Genomic DNA, 18,649 nt, shown 5'->3' on the forward strand with positions numbered 1-18,649 from the left:
AATCTCCAAAATGCAAGGGGCTTTTTATTCATGTAACAATTTAATTTAGTTTTAGATTTCTGAATTGAAAAAAGTCAGGTTGAATAAGTGAACTCGCATTTCAGTCTTTTGGGGTGGTTGTATCATCAGTTGAAGATTTGCCTTTGCCATAGTTTTGATGACTGGCAAGTTCGTCCATACTGGTTTTGTCCCAAATTTCAATTTTGAGCAGGTGAGCTACCCTGCTAATGGCATGTGAGGATACCGGAGCAGTAAGGAAGATGAAAACAATGACCATAAGACTGATGCCAATGGCATAAATACTCGCAAAATGGATAGCGGCTCCTGTTTGCAGAAGCAAAATGCCGAATGCAGGAGCTTTTGTGGCTGCATGCATGCGGGTGTAAAAGTCAGGAAAGCGGACGATGCCGATAGCCGCAAGCAGTGAGAAAAACGCTCCGCCCAGCAAAAGCGCTGCGATGATAATTGTATTAATCATAGTATTTCTTTTTCAGATAAGTAGCAAAGGCAACGGTGCCAATAAAAATGACCAGTGCAACAATGGCTGTAATATCCAGATAGCGTTCCTGGTTGGTGTCAACCGCGTAGATAATGGCGAACCCCATGCAAAGAGCGGCTGTCAAATCGAGCGCCACAATACGATCGGGCATGGTGGGGCCTTTTATAAGCCTGAAAAGTGAGAGCAACAAAGCCAGGGCAAGCATAACCATGCAGGCAAGCGTTACCCATTCAGGAATATTGACTATTGCATTCATTCAAATACCTCCAGCATCTTTTTTTCAATTCCCTCAATTATTTCTTTCTCAAATTCATCATGACTTTTTACATAAAGCCCGTGAATAAAAATGCATGAATGGTCATCATTCACATCGAGGCAGAGGCTGCCGGGGGTCATGGTGACTAAGTTGAACAAGGCCAGTATCTGCCGGCTGTTTTTTGCATTTGTATGAACTTTAACAATGCCCGGCTGCAATCGCATGGTTGGACTGAGGATGTCGCGGGCAAGCTGGAGGTTGGCCTTTACCATTTCTTTCAGGTAAAAAAGCAGGAAGACGAAAAATAGCCAGGCTTTTCTTATGTATTTCATGATGATGTCGCGTTTATGGATGTTTGAAATTTGCTGTTTCAAGCACGGCATGAATGTAAGCCGATGGATCAATCAGTTGGGCCGAGGCTTCCATGGCAAAGTGGAGAATAGGCTTAACCGCAAATCCCATGGTAAGGGTAAGCAGGCCGAGAATAACCACAGGAAGAACCATTGTAAACGGCAATTTTTCCTTTTCCCCTGAATATATTGGTAACTCTTCGGGCCTTGGTTTCCAGAAGGCTTCGTTCCAAATCTTGACCATCGAAAAAAGCGTAAATAAACCAACTGCCAATGCTACAAATGAGATTAAATATTCACCCGCACTAAAACCGGCAGAGATAAGGATAAGTTTTCCGAAGAAACCTGAAAGAGGAGGAATACCAGCCAGTCCGAAGGCTGGAATAATAAAAAGAATGGCCAGCCAGGGCCTGATTTTATAGAGTCCGCCAATGGTTTTCAGATTGTAACTTCCCGTAACGCGGTTGATAAGTCCGGCAACCAGAAAAGTGTTGGTTTTGGCAATGATATTATGAGCCATATAGAAAATAGCTCCTGCAATACCCGCCACCGTAAAGATGCCAAGTCCCATAATCATATAGCCAATCTGGCTGATGATATGAAATGAAAGAATCTTTCGCATGTCGTACTGCGAAGCGGCAGTCAACACCCCAACAACCATAGTGAAACCGCCAATCCAGAGGAAAAGTGGGTGCCAGAAAAGTTTGTCCTGTACAAAAAACAAGGTGTAGATGCGAATCATGGAATAAACACCAACTTTTGTAAGCAGTCCGGCAAAAAGAGCTGTTATGGCAACAGGAGGGGTGTGGTAGGAGGCCGGCAGCCAGAAGAAAAAAGGGAATACTGCTGCTTTAATCGAAAATGCGATAAAGAACAATACGGCCGAACTGTTCATCAGGATACTGTTTTCGGCCATCGAAAGCTTTAGTGCCAGGTCTGCCATGTTAAGTGTACCGGTTTTGCCATACAGGAGGCCGATTCCGGCAAGGAAAAACAGCGAAGAAACAAGGTTTAGTGTCACATATTTGATGGCACCACTGAGTTGTTTTTTTTCGCCCCCGAGGGTGATAAGCACAAATGAAGCAGTAAGCATGACCTCGAACCAGACATACAGATTAAAAATATCGCCGGTAATAAAGGCTCCGTTTACTCCCATCAGCAGGCCCTGCACCATAGGAAAGTAAAAGTAAGACTGACGCTGGCGGTCAATGGCATCAACCGAATACAGGCTGATACTTACAGCGATGATGCCAGCCAGCACAAGCATAATGGCACTGAAAGCATCAACAACCAGTGTAATGCCAAATGGTGCCTGCCAGTTGCCCGCATGCAATACCAGTATACCCTGATTTTTTACATAAATCAAAAGATATATTGCCAATGCCAGTTGCAACAGGCTGCCTCCAAGTCCAATCCAGGGTTGCCATTGCCGCCTGTTAAAAGCAAATAGCAGCAGAATGAGGGTAATAAGCGGGAGAAGTATGGGTAAGGCGGCTATAATCATTTGGATTCTCCTTCTTTAAGTTCATCAAGATCTTCGGTGCCGGTAGTCTGGTAAAATTTGTACATCAGTACCAGGAAGAAGGCAGTTATCCCGAATCCAATAACAATCGCTGTAAGAATAAGGGCTTGTGGCAATGGGTCGGTAGGATTGGCAACCACTGCGTTTATACCATCTTTAACAAACGGTGGTTGACCTTTATGCAAACCGCCGGCTACAAAAATAAGCAGGTTGGTTGCATGGCTCATCAACATGATGCCAAGAATAAGTTTTACGATACTTCGCCGCAGCATAAGGTAAACACCTGCGGCATAAAGCAATCCAATAACAAAAGCGAGCAGTGTTTCCATTGTTTATTCGTCTAGGATATTGAAAATAATCATCAGTAAAATCCCCCATACAGTAAGATAAACCCCGAGGTCGAAAAGAAGTGGTGTTCCAAGTTTGAGTGTTCCGGCGAAAGCCAGATTGATTGAAATCCATTCGCCGGTAAAAAACGGGTTGCCGGCCAGCAATGCAGGAAGGGTGCTAAGGGTGGCCATTGACAGTCCCATAGCAATCAGCCAAAGCGGACTTACCCGTAGTTTTTTTTGTGCTTGCCGGGTGCCAAAGGCCATGGCGTAAAAAATAAATCCTGAAGCGGCCATCAGCCCGCCAATAAATCCTCCGCCTGGATTGTTGTGCCCCCTGTAAAAAACCAGTAGGGAAAGTACAATAGTAACAGGCAGTATACGCGAAGCCGCCTGCTGAATGATATAGGATTTCATGTTGCGCTTCCTTTCTTTGTCCTGAGTTTTAGCAGAGCCATTACACCAATAGCTGCAATGGCAAGCACGGTGATTTCACCCAGTGTGTCGAGTGCCCTGAAATCAACCAGGATTACGTTTACCACATTTTTTCCATGAGCAAGAGAGAGGGCATTTTCAGTATAATAATCAGATATATTCGTGTTCAGGCTTAATTGTCCGGCCTTGAGTACCAGGCCAGTCATAAACCCTCCAACCAGCAGTGCAATGGCTGCATCGCGCATGCGTGAAGCCTTTGATGAGAAGTTGGTAAACTTTGGCAGGTGATACACTACAACCATAAACAATACCAATACCAGAGTTTCTGCAAGCATCATGGTAATGGCCAAATCAATAGCACCATAAAACATAAACAGAAGGGCTATACAATAACCTACGACGCCAAGTGAGAGTATGGCCGCAAGTCTTGATTTTACAACAACAGCATAAACTGTGGCTGCCATGAGCACCGTCAGCAACAGGATTTCAAAAATCCCCGGGACTGTAAAGGAGCTAAAGCCCGGCCAGGTGTAAGCCAATTGATACCATGCCAGCAATGAGGTCATAACAAAAATGGCCATAAGGTAATAGCGCTGATAGCCACTTTGTATAATGGCAGTTTTTCTTTTGGTAAGGTTCAGAAACAGATCGAGGCCCTGATTAAATGCAGTTGCAAACCTGAAGGTGATAATTTCATTATTGAAGCGTGTGAGCCAGGGGTTAACCTTGCGGTAAAGCAAAAACAGGGCTACTCCGGAAGCCACGGTAATGAAACTTACCAGCAATACCTCGTTGAACCCATGCCACAAAGCCAGTTTAAGTGTACTGGTAGCCGGGTGGATGGCCATAATGGCCGGCTTGAGCAGTAATCTGGCAACATCAGCCGGGAAAAGTCCGAAAATAAGGCTGATTGCTGCAAGTAATAATGGTCCAATTCTGAGTGCAAGAGCCGGAGGTTTGGGCTTTTCGCCGGGATATTTCAGCGGGCCGAGAAACAGATTGAAGATTAGCGCCAGGCTTATGGCAACCATCATTACATTGGTTGCTACACCTACTATAAGCAGGAAGTTTCCGATATCGGGAAGCGCAAATTTGGCTTCATAAATCAGTTCTTTGCCTATAAATCCTATCATTGGCGGAAGACCGGCCATACTGAGCAGCGACACAATAGCCGCGATGGCAGTTGATGGCATGGCCTTATATAGTCCACCGAGTTGTCGCAAATCGCGCGTGCCGGTGGATTTGTCGATGAGTCCTGCTACCATAAACAGCGCTCCTTTATAAAGCGCATGCACGAGTAAAAAGATAATGGCCGCTTTAACCGATATGTCGGTGTCAATGCCAAGCATCAGTACCAGTGTGCCCAAAGCGCTGATGGTGGTGTAGGCCAGCACCTTTTTGAAGTCGGTTTGCGAAAAGGCGAAATAAGCGCCTAAAAGCATGGTAATTGCACCGGTAATGGTAAGTATATAGCGCCATTCAGGAGTGCCTCCCATTATCGGACTGAGCCTGGCAAGTAAATAGATGCCTGCCTTTACCATGGTGGCGGAATGCAAAAAAGCGCTTACCGGAGATGGAGCCTGCATGGCCCCCGGCAGCCAGAAATGGAAAGGGAATTGCGCCGACTTGGTAAACGCTCCGGCTAAAATCAGCAGCAATGCTGGCAGGTATTGCGGATGATTGCGGATTAAATCGCCTGATTTGAGCAACTGGTTGATTTCCAGGGTTCCGGCCATCTGCCCCAGCATGATGAACCCGGCCATCATGGCAAGACCACCTGAAACAGTGATAAGTAATGCCTGAAGGGCAGCGTTGCGGGCTTCGGGCTTCTCATGATTAAAACCTACTAAAAGGAAGGAACTCACACTGGTTAACTCCCAAAAAATGAACATGGTGAACAGGTTGCCCGACAAAATCAGCGCCAGCATGGCAAACTCAAACAGTACTATCAGAAAGAAAAAACGGTGTTTGAGAGCATATGGCTGCATGTATTTTCCAGCAAAAACCAATACCAACGCTCCCATACCTGTTACAAGCAGGCCAAAGAAGAGGGATAAACCATCAAGATATAGCGAAAAATTAAGGTGAAGTTCAGGCAACCACTCAACTGACCATGTCAGGGAGTTTCCTTCAGCAATAAAACCCGCATAGCTCAGCAGATAGCCAAACCCTGCTGCTGATAGCAGCCCCAGTAGCCAGGGGGCTGCTTTACCTCCCTTCCTGATAAAATAAGGTGAAAGAAAAGCAGCCACAAGAAGTAAAATAAGGTAGTTAAGCAGTCCACTCATGGTAATAGGAAATGCATTTGAATATGAAGAAAAATGATTAGTTTACGAATTTAGAAAAAATCCTGATAACAAAAAATGCCTGAAACCTGGTAAGCCAAGTTTAGGGTTAAGAAATGAGAAGAATTTGTATTGCTTACTCTTCTAATGTGCTTATATCGCCGGTTTCCTGTCCTAATGCTTTGGCTTTCAGAAGTCTTCGCATAATTTTGCCACTTCTGGTTTTAGGCAAAGCGTCGGCAAACACAATAAAGGCAGGTCGTGCTATGGGGCCAATTTCTTTTTCAACATGATTTTTTAACTCTTCGGCCAGCTTGTCACCTGCTTCAAACCCTTGTCGTAAAATGACGGTTCCGTGAATTACATTGCCGCGCAGTTCATCGGGTAATCCGATGGCAGCAGCTTCAGTTACTGCAGGATGACTTACCAGTGCGCTTTCAATTTCAGCGGATCCAAGACGGTATCCACTCACTTTAATCACATCGTCAATGCGGCCTATAATCCAGTAATAGCCATCTTCGTCTTTGCGGGCTGAGTCACCTGCCAGATACCATTTTTGCTTGTTAAACTTTTCCCAGTATTTTTCTACGTACCTGTCGGGGTCGCCCAGGATGGTACGTGCCATTCCCGGCCATGGGTTTTTAATAACCAGTGTGCCTTCTTCTCCTGCTTTCACCTCATTTCCGGCCTCGTCAACCACTGCCAGTTCGTTACCAAAGAACGGTTTTGCTGCTGAGCCCGGTTTAAGTGGCATGGATGGAACGGGTGTAATCATATGGCCTCCGGTTTCGGTTTGCCACCAGGTATCCATAATGGGGCAGCGCCCTTTGCCAATCACCTCGTAATACCATTTCCATGCTTCGGGGTTGATGGGTTCACCCACTGAGCCCAGCAAGCGTAACGAGCTCAGGTTGTGGCGATCGGCCCATGATGAACCAAAACGCATCAATCCGCGCAAAGCGGTTGGTGAAGTGTAAAGTATGTTTATGCCGTAGCGTTCAATCATTTGCCACCATCGGTTGGGGTAAGGATGATTGGGTGCTCCTTCGTACATCATGATGGTTGCTCCGTTGATTAACGGCCCATATACCATATAGCTGTGACCGGTAATCCATCCCGGATCGGCGGCACACCAGAAACGATCTTCAGGTTTAATATCAAACACATATTGAAAAGTTGTGGCAGTATAAACGCTGTAGCCTCCATGGGTATGAACCAGCCCTTTGGGTTTGCCGGTGGTTCCTGAGGTATAAAGGATAAAAAGAGGGTCTTCGGCATCGGTTTGTTCGGTATAGCAATTGTCGCAGGCCAGTGGCATCGACATTAAATCGTGATACCAGAAATCGCGGTCATTTTCCATATAGCATTCTTCCCCGGTTCGTTTCACCGTGATGCATACCTCAATGGTTGGCGAGCGCTTCATGGCTTCATTGGCTATTGTTTTCAATCCGGTAGCTTTACCGCGCCGGTATCCTCCGTCAGCCGTTACCAATATGCGGCTGTTGGCATCTTCAATGCGTTCGGCCAAAGCCTCTACACTAAAACCGCCATATACCACGCTGTGAATGGCTCCAATTTTGGCGCAGGCAAGCATGGCAATCACTGTTTCCGGAATTTGCGGCATATAAATCGTTACTACCTCGCCGGGTCGGGCACCCATTGATCTGAGCACATTGGCAAACTTTGAAACTTCACGGTTAAGCGCGTGATACGAAAACGTACGCACATCCCCGGGCTCGCCTTCCCAAATGATGGCCAGTTTGTTGCGTGTTGCATTTTTTTGGTGGCGGTCGAGGGCATTGTGCACGATGTTAATTTTTCCACCGGTAAACCACTCATAAAAAGGATGGTTGGAAGCGTCCAATACCTGATCCCACTTTTTGTACCATTCCAGCTTTTTGGCTTCCGTTGCCCAAAAGGCTTCGCGGTTTTCTACAGAAGTCTGGTAAACTTTATCATAATCTTTTATAGTGGCACGTTTTTTTACCTCCCTGGAGGGCTCGTAGATTTTTTTCAGTTGATTGACTGGCTTTTCCATACGTTTTGGGTTTTTATCATAAACGTATGAAGGGATGGAGTTGTTCGCAAGCGCAGATTGAACCCGGAGGTATTATCTGTTTTTTTTCAGATATTACAGAAGGGTGGAAGATTATTGTCAGGTATCGGTAAGCCCACTTTGCTGGCATCCCATGTCAGCTTCTTATCAACTTTGATTATCCTGTATATGCACGGATTTATGCAGAAGCTCCGATGCAGACTCAATACGGACTTAATACGGACTTAATGCGAAGTTAATTACAGGCGCTGAAATGACATTGACTGCCATTTCAACGCCTGTTAAAGTTGTTTTCTTCAGGCTTTGGTAAACAATATATCAGCGCCGATGGTACCTTCCAGAAATTCAAGATAGTCGTCAGATTTTGCATACTCCAGTTCAGCTAAAATATTGTTTTTGCGCTGGTTGAGGTCTAACTGTTCAGTATATTCCCGATTGATGTCTAATTTCATAAAATCATCCATATACTTCAGGCTTCTTTCAAGATACTGAATCTCAATTTCCTGTTTGTGCAATAATCTTTCCTTGTACCAATCGGCCTGGATGACTTCATCGCGTTCAAACATTTTTCTGATATCGGGGTGCGATACCGTTTTTCCCTGGTAATTGCCATATGCCATGATGTGAAGCAGGGCTTTCAACGGAGGAATGGCAGCGTCAACGCTTCCATCAGCAAAGTAATCAAGTGCAACGCGGGTTTGTGCCTCCACAATATTGTTTACGCCATCAACAAAAGCATCCATATCCTGTTTTTCAGGGCGCAACATTTTGTCGGTGAAAACAGCCTGCGGTTCGTCGAAAATACTGTTGAGGTAACTGAAAGTGAAATTCTCGGTAATTCTGTATCCTAACCTGGAGGCCATTACCTGTTTTCCGTTGTATTCAAAATCTTCCACTTTTTCGAGAGATCCTTCGGCAATCAGTTTTTTCGGGTCGCGGTCTTTTACATCCATGCGGCTCCAGAGTTCGGGTATCAGCAGAGAAATATCGTGATCAAACCGTGCTTCAGTTCCCACATGGCCTGCCGCTGACGAAAAGGCGTTGTAACCTGAGAGAATGTACGACAGCAAAGCATTGTTCAGGTCGGTAACCGGACTCAGCATGTTGAAAGGCCCTTTGGTAAGTGCGCCTTCTGAACCGGCGCCTGTGGTTGAAGGCGATTTTCCGGTGAGGCTGCAGATGAAATCCATAAACAGTTCAGGAAGCTCCTGATAATGAATAGGGCCGTAAACACTTAATCCCCTGATGCCATTTTCTTTTTCGGGCGGATTATTGCGCCTGCCCGGCAAAACAGCATTGATGGGATGATGAACAGCTTCAGATAAAGGAATGCGGCCTGAAAAACGCAGGCCTATTTCTGCCAGATAGTCGTCAACCGGGTTAACCAAATCTGGCCTGATTTGCAGGTATCGGGGATTTTTCGATGGGGCACCATCTACCATGCGAGGATGTGACGGAGTAATAAAATAATATCCTGATTCATCTTTACTTCCTTCTAAAATAAGCTTCCGGATGGGTTTGGTGTAAAGATCGAAATTTATAGCATCTTCAACCAGTCGTTTTCCATCTTCGGTTGATAGTGGTTCGTAGTTTGAGCAGAAGTTATTGCGCTGCGAAAGATCCGCTTCCGTCTCCTTGTCATATCCGCGATGTATAGCTTCATCGGGGCGCTGAAAGAACTTCTCTTCACAATTCTCCGTTAGCTTTACGCTTTTATTGCTGTATTCCGGATTCAGGTATTTCAGGTTTTTTACCGGAAGGGTAATGGAAGCCGTGATGTCATCTTCCATCTGAATTTTGGCTGCGGCAACAAAGTCAGAGCGAAGCTTGTGCAGATACCATGAATTATCGTCGGCAAAACCTACCCTCAGGTAACTGGCGCTGAGTTTGCGATTGTTAAACAGCAGTTCATGTCCTTTACGGCCATTGATAACGTCGGTCGAGAAGTAGTCTTTCCAGTTGTCGCTGTGCCTTTCGGGACGATAAAAGCGTTTGACATAAAATACAAGCGCTTTTACATGTGCCGGAATCGATTTTACAAACTGGTTGTATTCCTCAGTGTATTGTGATGAAGGGGTCAGCAGTTTAATGACCGAGCCCAGTGTGCGCATGGGCGAAAGTAACGGGCGGGCAACCGGCTTGTGCTCTTCAGGATTTTTCCAGCGGTTGGAATAGTCGCGGTTGATAATTTCATCGGTTGCCTGAATGTCCTTGTCAAAATCGTCAACGAAGAATGAGCCATAAATAATGGCATTGAGCAGCGATTTGGAAATTTCCGATTTTCCACCTCCCGAAACGGTGCTTGGTTTATGGCAAAAAGTGCCTTGAGCATGGGTACTTACCAGCCTCCATGAAGGAGCCGACGGGTGTTTTTCCATGTGTATTTTATGGCCCGACGGGAAGATGTAAAAATGTTCAGGTCGCAAAGTGATGCTCTGTTTTTTGCCCTGATGCATCCATTGAACGCTTCCCTGATATAGGTCTATCTCAGTATCTTCGGGAATGTAGATGATTTTATCAAACTTTTTGTCGATTCCATACCCCTCAGGCTGAAGGTTCATGATTTCGCCAAATTTCTGCACCACATCACTGAAATAATAGGCTTTTTTGAGCCTGTTTTTCATAAAGAGCGCACCGTTGAAGTTTGACCCTATGTTTTTGCGTCTGAAAGCAATGGCTCCTCCCGAATGTTCTTCTTCAACAAGGCCGTGCAGGTTGGCCGAATAACTGATTTGTGTTTTGATTTCCTTTTTTGAGTAACCAAAATAGTTGTCGGCTATCAGCGTGATAACAACCCCCCGTTCATCGCGGCAGGTAATTTTAAATGAATTACCCCCGTTGTACAACTCATCTTCTGTTTTCCAGCAAACGCCGTCTTTTCGTTGCCTTTCAGTTGCTTTGTCGTAGTGCGGCAGTCCCAGCTCCTTTTTGGTCAATTGCGTGAGCTGAGGCGCCAATACAATACATCCGGTGTGACCGGTCCAGTGTTCGGGATCAAGCGCTGCATCGCATTCAGGATTGGCCGGATTGCCTGCGTTGCCAAATATGGATTCCACAAAGTCAATGTTGCTGACCAGGCTTCCGGGGGCGAAAAACCTGACTTCCATTGTTTTGCGTTTTAAAACGCCTTTTACTTCAGGACTCACTACCGGTCTGAGCAACAAGGATACAAAAACGCCGGCTTTCTTTTCCTGAAAGGAGGTGAAAGGCAGCTGGTTAAGCTCATCTCCGGGATTGAAGGCCGACTGCAGAAATTTTACCCAGGCTTGTTTGGGGACTTCAATTTTATCAACAGGAACGGGCAATCCGCCTTCAACAATGTGGAATGAACCTTTGGTGGTGCGGCGATCGTTTTTAGGATTGTGCAAAACGCCCTGTTTGATACGGTACGACTGGATATAGTCGTTTTTATAATGGTTGTGATGGGGCGGAAGGCTTAAAACGCGTGCCAGTCCTGGTTTATCGCTGATAAAGGTGTTGTTGGGAAGTTGTGGAATTTCTGTCAGATTCAAATCCTTGACATAAGCATTGATGAAATCCTGTATTCTTTGGTCGGCCGGTGCAAATATGCTGCTTACCAGTCGTGTGCGGCTTCTGTAATTCGAAATCAGATTTTCGGTAAGCTCAAGAAAGGCAGGGTCTGATAAAATCTCATCGCCTTGCTGCTCAGCAAAATCATCAAAAACAGGCTGGCCTATGGTGGCCAGTTTCAAATTGATATAGCGGATAAGGTCGCGGGTCGATTGGGTTGATTCAGTACTTTCTGCCTGAATTGGTTTATTATTTTTCATCAGAGAGTTCGTTTTGAGTTATTTTACTTAGGTGGGTGCAAAGGTAATGTATTTGAAAATGACTGATAAACAAACTTTTAGCGCAAACGTTTGCGCTTGTAATTATTTTTTTTAGCACGTTTGTATTAACCTGCAAATCAGGTCATGGATGCATGTGTCTGTGGTTAAATTTTGTTGATTCATCAATTAAAAGCTTTTAATACCCGGTATTTCAAAACAAATGACGATAAAAACCATGATCCGGCGTCTATTCTTTGCAATTGTCTTACCTTTTCATACATTTGCCTGCGATATGAATATTAAATCTAAACGAATCTTTAAAAAGAAAACAATGAAAAAATTATTTGCTTTTTGCGGAATGATCTTGTTTGCAGGGCTTTTGTTTACCAGCTGTACCAAGAACGAAGAAGAAATCGTACTTCCAACCATTACCTTCAGCCAGAATGCAGGCTATGTTTTTGAAAATACTACTGCAGCTTATGGCGATACACTTAATTTTGGAGTTGCAGCCAACAGCAATGGAAAAGATAATCTTGTAAAGTTTCAGATTTTATCCAACGGGCAGTCAGTGATGGACTCAACCATCAATACTGCAGCGTTTAATATTAATTTCTATACTATCAAAAGTATTCTTGACAGTGAAGAATGGTCAGTTATTGTAACAGATATGGCTGGCAATAGTTTTACAAAGACCATTACCATTACAGGCAACTTCGGTGCGTTGGATTCATATACAACCATTCTTTTCGGAGCACAGGACAATGTTAGTACTGAAAGTTTTCTTTCACTGAGCAATAATGCCTCAACTCTATATTTTCAGGCTCAGGCGTTTGAACATCAGGCTGATATTGATATGTTTTGTTTCTTCGAAAATACACCTGAACATCCTAACATGATGTCGTTGGCTTCACCCGGAGCTAATATTACCGGAATATTCTCGGGGGCCACTTCACCTGATAACTACACAACCAAAAACCTTACCTGGTTTGTTAAAACGGGTCTTTCTGCCGCAGCGTTTGATGCTGTTCAGAATGATGCTGTTGTAATAGATGCATATGATGCTGATAATGATTATAAGAAAGCTAAAGTTTTGACAGCCGGCGATGTTTATTCTTTTAAACTGCAGAATGGTAAATTTGGCCTGCTAAAAGTGATTGCAGTGAATGGCGAAGTTACCGGAACACTTGAGATTGCTGTTAAAGTACAGAAATAGAAAATGGTTTTAATTAATTGGTTTTCAACTCAAAAGCTATTCTGCCACTTGCGTGCAGGATGGCTTTTGATTTTATGTGTATGTTTTTCGTTCGTTTCCTGCACTAAAGACGACAGTTTGCATCGCACATCGCTGATTCTGAAAACAGGAGCAGCCTATACGGCCCAGCATGCCAGCATTCCTGTTGGTGGAACCATTCGGATAGGTGTTCTGGCCTCAGGTGCAGGGGCGCCGCTTTCGTATATCAGAATCGAAAAAATTACTGCAGGCGATACTGTTACGCAACTTGACCGCGGAATTTTTTACGGAAATGAAGGCCTTGATGCTGACTATACTTTTGCCAAAGATACAGCTGCTGTGGAATTGTGGCGGATTATTGTGATGAATGCCGACCGCGATACAGCTGTGAAAACGCTGCGCATATTCAGGGGCGAAGGTTATGACTATGGCGATATTCATTATTTCCCTTCGGTTACCATCGGGCTTCAGCAGAATCTGACATCCGGCCAGTTTCTTGATGCTGACAATGGAATGGTGTATGATGCTGTTTCGGTGTCAGGCAAAGAATCTGATATCGATATTCTGGCGTATTATTACATCACCTCAGGTTTGTCGTCGCCTACTTTAACCTGCCCGGGTTATACTGCTGCCATCGGCTATTATCCACAACTGGCAGGCTGGTCTGTGAAAAATAATACGCTCTACGATTATAAATCTACGGATGATGACCTGATAAGCACTGCTGACTTCGACTCAGCTGTAAATGACAGCCTGCTGATTACGGCTTATAAGCCCGATAAAGTAAGTGGAAACTGCAAATATTGCTATACCGGTAAGGTCATTCCTTTTAAAACGCAGCAGGGGAAATATGGCTTGCTGAAGGTTATCAGTGCAGATGAAACAGAAACAGGGCGTATTGAGTTTGCCATAAAAATTCAGAAATAGAACCTCTTCAGCTTATGTCGGATTTTTACAAAATAAGTTTAATTTTCTTTTTCGGCCTTTGGTTTTTCAGGCCGGTTGCACATTCTCAATCTTGTTTAACCGGCCGTATTGTTGCCTTGCCTGATTACAAAGCAGTGGCCGAAGCCAATGTAAGCCTGGGAGCTGGCAAAGGAAGCATAACGGATAGCAAAGGATATTTCAGGATTTGCAATCTCAATAGCGGAAAGGTACTGATTACTGTCAGTCATTTGGGCTTTGAATCTTTTCAAATGCAGGTTGAGTTGAAGCAAGGTGAAAATACGCTTCCTGAAATTCAGCTGAAACCTGTTTCGGTCAATATGGACGAAGTGGTTGTTACTGCCACACGCACTGATAATTACATCCTGAATACCCCTGTCAGGCTAAATCTTATCAATGCCCGGCAGCTAAATTCTGTACCTGTTCAAAATATTGATGAAGTGTTAAAATATGCTCCCGGAGTCAATTATAACCGGGCTTTTGGTATTTATAGCACAAAAGCGAATGTTACCATGCGCGGACTTAGTGGCAAAGAGCAGGGCAGAGTGCTGGTGTTGCTCGACGGCGTTCCTTTGAATAAATCGGATGGCGGAACAGTTGACTGGAATCTGGTGGACATTAACTCTGTTCAGAAAATTGAAATCATGAAAGGAGCTGGCTCTGCCTTGTACGGCGGCAATGCAATGGGGGGCATCATCAATATATTGTCGAAGAAGCCTCAGGAAAAGCTTTTTATCAGAGCATCTGCCGAATATGGTACATACAATACCAGGGGTGCCCGGCTTAATACAGGCGGAATGGCTGATTTTAAGGCAAAGCCGGGTGGTTTTTACTGGCTTTTCAATAGTTTTTATAAGAAGAGCGATGGCTATATCACGCAGAGTGAGGCAGATGTGCGTGCCAACCCTTACATTACCAAATCCAATATGGAGGAGATGGGAGCAAATTTAAAAACAGGCGTGACATTAGGCAAAAACCATAGCATTGAAGCCGGTATCAACTATTACAATGATCAACGTGGAACAGGCGAAAAAGTGCATCAACCCGAAGGCAATACCACCGATCATGATTCTTATGGCATAACCCTCAGCTACAAGGGCAGGGCAGGGGCTGTTCATATCAGTTCGACCTTGTATAACCTTAATGAAGATTATAAGAAGGTGAATGAATACCTGAAAGATGATTATACCTGGTACGAAGTGCTTTCAACCCGCCGCGATTATGGCTGGCTCAATTCAATGAGTATGCCGCTGGGCCGGTTTCAGATTTTAACTGCCGGATTTGACTATAAAAACGGAAGTGTGGATGCCTATGATAAATATTTTACTTCTACAGATATAGTTTACAATCAGGGAAGTATGAATACTTATGCCGTGTTTGCTCAAAATGAGATACGCCTGGCAAATGATAAATTCCGGATTATAGCCGGACTGCGTTTCGACATGGCTTCGTTTTATAACGGATCGTTCAGAATTGAAGCCCCCTCACCCGAAACGGAATTTATGTTTGGCTATCAGGTGCCCGGTATGCCCGAACAGCAATGGAATGCCTTTAGCCCGCGCTTTTCGGCTCAATATAAATGGAAATCAACTGACCGGGTTTATTTTATGTACTCTCATGGTTTCCGCCCTTCGGTACTCGACGACTTGTGCCGCTCAGGTAGGATAAAGGGAGGCTTTAAAATTGCCAATCCTTCGGTAAAACCTGAATACCTGAATAATTTTGAAACCGGTATCGATGTGAGACCTGTTGAAAATCTGTTTGTTTCTGCTTCAGTATTTTATTCACGTGGTAAAGATTTTCAATATTATGTGAGTAATGGACAAACAATTGATATGGGATTTGGTGACAGACCAATATTTATCAGGGCAAATATCAGTGAGGTGGAAATGTATGGTGCTGAGGCTGAACTTCGTTATGATTTTAATGCGCTCTTTTCTGTTTTTGCCAATTATTCATACACCCATTCTGTTATTCTAAACTATGCTAAAATTGCGCTGAACGATACCATCGACCTTTCTGGTAAGTTTTTGACTGATGTTCCTAATCATATTTTGAGCTGCGGTGCAAACTGGAATAACCGATGGGTAAATGCCGGATTGTTTCTCAGATACACAGGCCGGATGTATATCAATGACCAGAATTCAGTTGATGAAATACTGCTTTCTGATCGCTATCCTGCTTATACTACATTAGATTTAAAGCTTTGGAAGCCAATTAAAAAGCACTGCAAAGTTTCACTTAATATTCAGAATTTACTGGATGTCAAATATTACGACAGCAAATATGCTGTTTGTCCGGGTCGGTTTATTACCGCTGAGTTCTCTGTTCATTTTTAAACATAATATTTATATGAAAAACTTATTCCGCTTAATGCTGTTAGCCGCCATTTTTATAACACAGGTTGTAAAAGCGCAAACCAATGATTTTTATGATGATGCCCCACAGTTTGATCTGAAAATGCAGGAATTATTTGTGGCGGGTGAAGTTGCTAATCCCGGGAAAGTTGATTTCTCTAAACTCTCTTTGCGTCAGATGGTTGTGAAGGAAACAGCGCTTGAGGGCGAAAATGGAAGGTTTGAAGGTGCGTATCAGTATGAAGGTTATTCCCTTTACGATATCCTTGACAATATTGTTTTGAAGAAGAACAATGAATCTGAATTTCCGCCGATTATTGATTTGTATGTCGAAGTTGAAAATGCAGCCGGCGAAAAAGTCGTACTGAGCTGGGGTGAAATATATTATCCCATTCATCGTCACGAAATTATGATAGCCTCAAAGGTCAGACGAATTGTTCCTTCCAAAACCAAAGACTTATGGCCTTTGCCCGCTGATTCAAAACTGGTGGTAGCTTCCGATTTGTATACTGAGCGTAATATCAGTGCTCCTGTAAGAATCACCGTAAAATCAAGCACCCTGAAGTATACCATTGACAGGAATATTCCTGATATGTATGCCGGAGAACTGAAATTTACAGATGGTGACAAACTTCTGAAAACACTAACTGATGGTGCACTTACGGGTGATATCATTTCATATGGCTCTGTTTTTTACGGGCGTGGAATGGGAATACATGGGACCACTCCGTTTAACGGCGTGATGCTGAAGAATTTTACAGGTGAATGGTACAAAATGGATCAGCAAAAATTAAGAACCGGTTTGTTTGTTGCTTCTGCTCCTGACGGGTATCGTGCTGTTTTTACTTTCAGCGAAATTTTTAACCGAAACGACCAGGCTGAAGTATTGATTGTGCCTATGCGTGGTGTGAAATCCCAGGGTGCATACTTACTTTACCCTGCCGCTGATTTCTTTTCTGACAGATCTATTCGCTGCTGGAACAGGTTAACTTTTATGCAATCAGCCGATATGTAAGATCCGGTGCACATGAGCCCAATGGTGTCTCGTTAAGATTTTTCTGAAAAACACTACACTCATTCATCAAACAGGTACGCTGGATAAAAAGATCCGGACAGTTGTACATTTGCTATTGACAGGCCGGCCTTTCAACCGTATATTCGCTGCGCAAATTATAATCCGCAGCTTTGGGTAATGACATTGAATACTTCACCAGGCTTTTACACTACCGTATGGTAAGCCTCAATAAATATATATCGCTTATTCAATTAACTAATAAAGCATTTTTTTTGAAACGTAATTCAATAATAAACTTGTCATTTCTGAACTTCACATTTTCTTCATGTGAAAAAGAGCAGGATAAACACCGATACTCAGGAAAGCAAAGTTGAAATAACAGATGTCGATTGTGCTGTTGTGGGTTGATCTTTAAATTCCGCGAAAAGCAGGAATTCAAGAAAACCAATTCCATGTTTATTACAAAAATAATATTTTGTCCCCAATAAAACACCTTACAAATCTTTAACTAAAGCAAAATGAAAAATACACTTTTTAAATCAATTGCAGTAATTGCACTATCACTGTTGATGGTAACCTGTACAAAAGAAAAACAAGAATCACAAAACCACACTGATCAGATTACTGATGAGCAGCTTATTGAGCGGGTCAATTGGTTTGCTGAGGCTGCTAATGATTTTAAGGATGGCAAGTACCTTAAATCCGGGGAAAAAATGCTTATTGAAGATGCTATCTTATCCATTGAGTCGGCTATGAATTATAAGTATAGTTACTCCCATGTGAAGTTTAAAGACTATTATGTGCAGGATGTTGAATTTGAAATTCCTATTCTCGCCACAGAGGGTAAAGCTTTTGTAGTTGATGCATTGCAGGGATTCAACACAGCACGTCAAAAATTCAGAGAGATTTTTCAAGCGATAAATTTAAGCAACAAAAACTTTTACATGTGCTCCCTAAAAAACAACGGTATTGCTACTAATGGAGCTGCCGTGAAAGTAAAAGCAACGGTTTATTTTGGTTATGGAAATAGAAATGTACAGACTGCAACTAATGAAACAGGTTATTATTGGTTTCTTGATGGTGGCGATTGCGATTTAATGGGACAGTATGGCGCGCCTAACTACCTTAGAGATAATTATTCGCCCGCCATCTATCTGCCATGCCCTAATGCAAGGGTTTGGTATGATCAAACCGGCTCATTTAAATTTATAAATCCAACGGAATATCCCAACCCAAATGGCGGAGTTATTGACAATTATTGTGATTATAAGTTGTTTTATGCTACAACCACTGTTGGCCCAATAACTTCAGAAGTAGAATGTGTGGGTTCGGAAGCCATTAACGGAGCACAACCCGAAATTGACTACTACCGGGAGCAATTGCAATCTTTAATTGATGCCAAGTTATCTTCGCTTAACAAACAGTTTATGGATGTAACATTTGTAACTCCTGACCAAACAAATGGAACTGTCAGAACCATCAAACATTTACCAACTCTCTTTTACGGGAAAATCCATTTCGCCTGCCCCGAGATTCCCATTGAGATACTTCCTATTACAATGGACTAACTTATTGTTT

At 43.5% G+C, this 18,649-nt stretch carries 14 protein-coding genes; 5 read left to right on the top strand and 9 right to left on the bottom strand.

Translation table 11 applies throughout. The features are described from left to right. Positions 1-100: 100 nt before the first annotated feature. From H6541_13550 to H6541_13590, 9 genes are all read right to left on the bottom strand, one after another. Positions 101-478 carry a monovalent cation/H(+) antiporter subunit G gene (locus tag H6541_13550; GenBank protein MCB9016808.1) on the bottom strand — a complete coding sequence of 126 codons (378 nt, stop codon included), beginning with the start codon at positions 476-478 and terminating at the stop codon, positions 101-103. After that, positions 471-755 (bottom strand): hypothetical protein, encoded by a 285-nt coding sequence (locus H6541_13555; protein MCB9016809.1) that lies wholly within the window; start codon positions 753-755, stop codon positions 471-473. Before H6541_13555 ends, H6541_13550 begins: the two co-directional genes overlap by 8 nt. Further along, positions 752-1,087: a Na+/H+ antiporter subunit E gene (locus H6541_13560; GenBank protein MCB9016810.1), complete on the bottom strand. Its 336-nt coding sequence runs from the start codon at positions 1,085-1,087 to the stop codon at positions 752-754. The genes H6541_13555 and H6541_13560 overlap by 4 nt, the downstream gene beginning before the upstream one ends. A 13-nt stretch (positions 1,088-1,100) precedes the next feature. Next, the gene (locus H6541_13565) at positions 1,101-2,609 is read right to left on the bottom strand and encodes a Na+/H+ antiporter subunit D (GenBank protein MCB9016811.1); all 1,509 of its coding nucleotides are present in this window, start codon (positions 2,607-2,609) and stop codon (positions 1,101-1,103) included. Then, the gene (locus H6541_13570) at positions 2,606-2,956 is read right to left on the bottom strand and encodes a Na+/H+ antiporter subunit C (protein MCB9016812.1); all 351 of its coding nucleotides are present in this window, start codon (positions 2,954-2,956) and stop codon (positions 2,606-2,608) included. The genes H6541_13565 and H6541_13570 overlap by 4 nt, the downstream gene beginning before the upstream one ends. Positions 2,957-2,959: 3 nt before the next feature. Then, positions 2,960-3,373: a Na+/H+ antiporter subunit B gene (locus tag H6541_13575; protein ID MCB9016813.1), complete on the bottom strand. Its 414-nt coding sequence runs from the start codon at positions 3,371-3,373 to the stop codon at positions 2,960-2,962. Next, the gene (locus H6541_13580; GenBank protein ID MCB9016814.1) at positions 3,370-5,679 is read right to left on the bottom strand and encodes a DUF4040 domain-containing protein; all 2,310 of its coding nucleotides are present in this window, start codon (positions 5,677-5,679) and stop codon (positions 3,370-3,372) included. The genes H6541_13575 and H6541_13580 overlap by 4 nt, the downstream gene beginning before the upstream one ends. A 133-nt stretch (positions 5,680-5,812) precedes the next feature. Beyond that, positions 5,813-7,714 carry an acetate--CoA ligase gene (acs, locus tag H6541_13585; protein ID MCB9016815.1) on the bottom strand — a complete coding sequence of 634 codons (1,902 nt, stop codon included), beginning with the start codon at positions 7,712-7,714 and terminating at the stop codon, positions 5,813-5,815. A gap of 314 nt (positions 7,715-8,028) precedes the next feature. Next, positions 8,029-11,523, bottom strand: a complete 3,495-nt coding sequence (locus H6541_13590; protein ID MCB9016816.1) for a hypothetical protein — start codon at positions 11,521-11,523, stop codon at positions 8,029-8,031. 331 nt (positions 11,524-11,854) lie between these two features. Between H6541_13590 and H6541_13595 the strand changes: the two genes are divergently transcribed. The 5 genes from H6541_13595 to H6541_13615 all read left to right on the top strand — a co-directional run bounded on the left by H6541_13595 (position 11,855) and on the right by H6541_13615 (position 18,639). Continuing rightward, the gene (locus tag H6541_13595) at positions 11,855-12,736 is read left to right on the top strand and encodes a hypothetical protein (GenBank protein ID MCB9016817.1); all 882 of its coding nucleotides are present in this window, start codon (positions 11,855-11,857) and stop codon (positions 12,734-12,736) included. A 3-nt stretch (positions 12,737-12,739) separates the two neighbouring features. After that, positions 12,740-13,681 carry a hypothetical protein gene (locus H6541_13600; GenBank protein MCB9016818.1) on the top strand — a complete coding sequence of 314 codons (942 nt, stop codon included), beginning with the start codon at positions 12,740-12,742 and terminating at the stop codon, positions 13,679-13,681. 14 nt (positions 13,682-13,695) lie between these two features. Continuing rightward, positions 13,696-16,038 (top strand): TonB-dependent receptor, encoded by a 2,343-nt coding sequence (locus tag H6541_13605; protein MCB9016819.1) that lies wholly within the window; start codon positions 13,696-13,698, stop codon positions 16,036-16,038. Between the two features lie 13 nt (positions 16,039-16,051). Continuing rightward, positions 16,052-17,071 carry a hypothetical protein gene (locus H6541_13610; GenBank protein MCB9016820.1) on the top strand — a complete coding sequence of 340 codons (1,020 nt, stop codon included), beginning with the start codon at positions 16,052-16,054 and terminating at the stop codon, positions 17,069-17,071. 518 nt (positions 17,072-17,589) lie between these two features. Beyond that, positions 17,590-18,639: a hypothetical protein gene (locus H6541_13615; GenBank protein ID MCB9016821.1), complete on the top strand. Its 1,050-nt coding sequence runs from the start codon at positions 17,590-17,592 to the stop codon at positions 18,637-18,639. The last annotated feature ends 10 nt before the right edge of the window (positions 18,640-18,649 follow it).

The sequence above is a fragment of the Lentimicrobiaceae bacterium genome, from assembly GCA_020636745.1.
Lineage (GTDB): Bacteria > Bacteroidota > Bacteroidia > Bacteroidales > Lentimicrobiaceae > Lentimicrobium.

Coding starts and splice junctions, on each gene's coding strand:
- H6541_13550 (MCB9016808.1), bottom strand. CDS start 478: ATGATTAATACAATTATCATCGCAGCGCTTTTGCTGGGCGGAGCGTTT.
- H6541_13555 (MCB9016809.1), bottom strand. CDS start 755: ATGAATGCAATAGTCAATATTCCTGAATGGGTAACGCTTGCCTGCATG.
- H6541_13560 (MCB9016810.1), bottom strand. CDS start 1,087: ATGAAATACATAAGAAAAGCCTGGCTATTTTTCGTCTTCCTGCTTTTT.
- H6541_13565 (MCB9016811.1), bottom strand. CDS start 2,609: ATGATTATAGCCGCCTTACCCATACTTCTCCCGCTTATTACCCTCATT.
- H6541_13570 (MCB9016812.1), bottom strand. CDS start 2,956: ATGGAAACACTGCTCGCTTTTGTTATTGGATTGCTTTATGCCGCAGGT.
- H6541_13575 (MCB9016813.1), bottom strand. CDS start 3,373: ATGAAATCCTATATCATTCAGCAGGCGGCTTCGCGTATACTGCCTGTT.
- H6541_13580 (MCB9016814.1), bottom strand. CDS start 5,679: ATGAGTGGACTGCTTAACTACCTTATTTTACTTCTTGTGGCTGCTTTT.
- acs (MCB9016815.1), bottom strand. CDS start 7,714: ATGGAAAAGCCAGTCAATCAACTGAAAAAAATCTACGAGCCCTCCAGG.
- H6541_13590 (MCB9016816.1), bottom strand. CDS start 11,523: ATGAAAAATAATAAACCAATTCAGGCAGAAAGTACTGAATCAACCCAA.
- H6541_13595 (MCB9016817.1), top strand. CDS start 11,855: ATGAAAAAATTATTTGCTTTTTGCGGAATGATCTTGTTTGCAGGGCTT.
- H6541_13600 (MCB9016818.1), top strand. CDS start 12,740: ATGGTTTTAATTAATTGGTTTTCAACTCAAAAGCTATTCTGCCACTTG.
- H6541_13605 (MCB9016819.1), top strand. CDS start 13,696: ATGTCGGATTTTTACAAAATAAGTTTAATTTTCTTTTTCGGCCTTTGG.
- H6541_13610 (MCB9016820.1), top strand. CDS start 16,052: ATGAAAAACTTATTCCGCTTAATGCTGTTAGCCGCCATTTTTATAACA.
- H6541_13615 (MCB9016821.1), top strand. CDS start 17,590: ATGAAAAATACACTTTTTAAATCAATTGCAGTAATTGCACTATCACTG.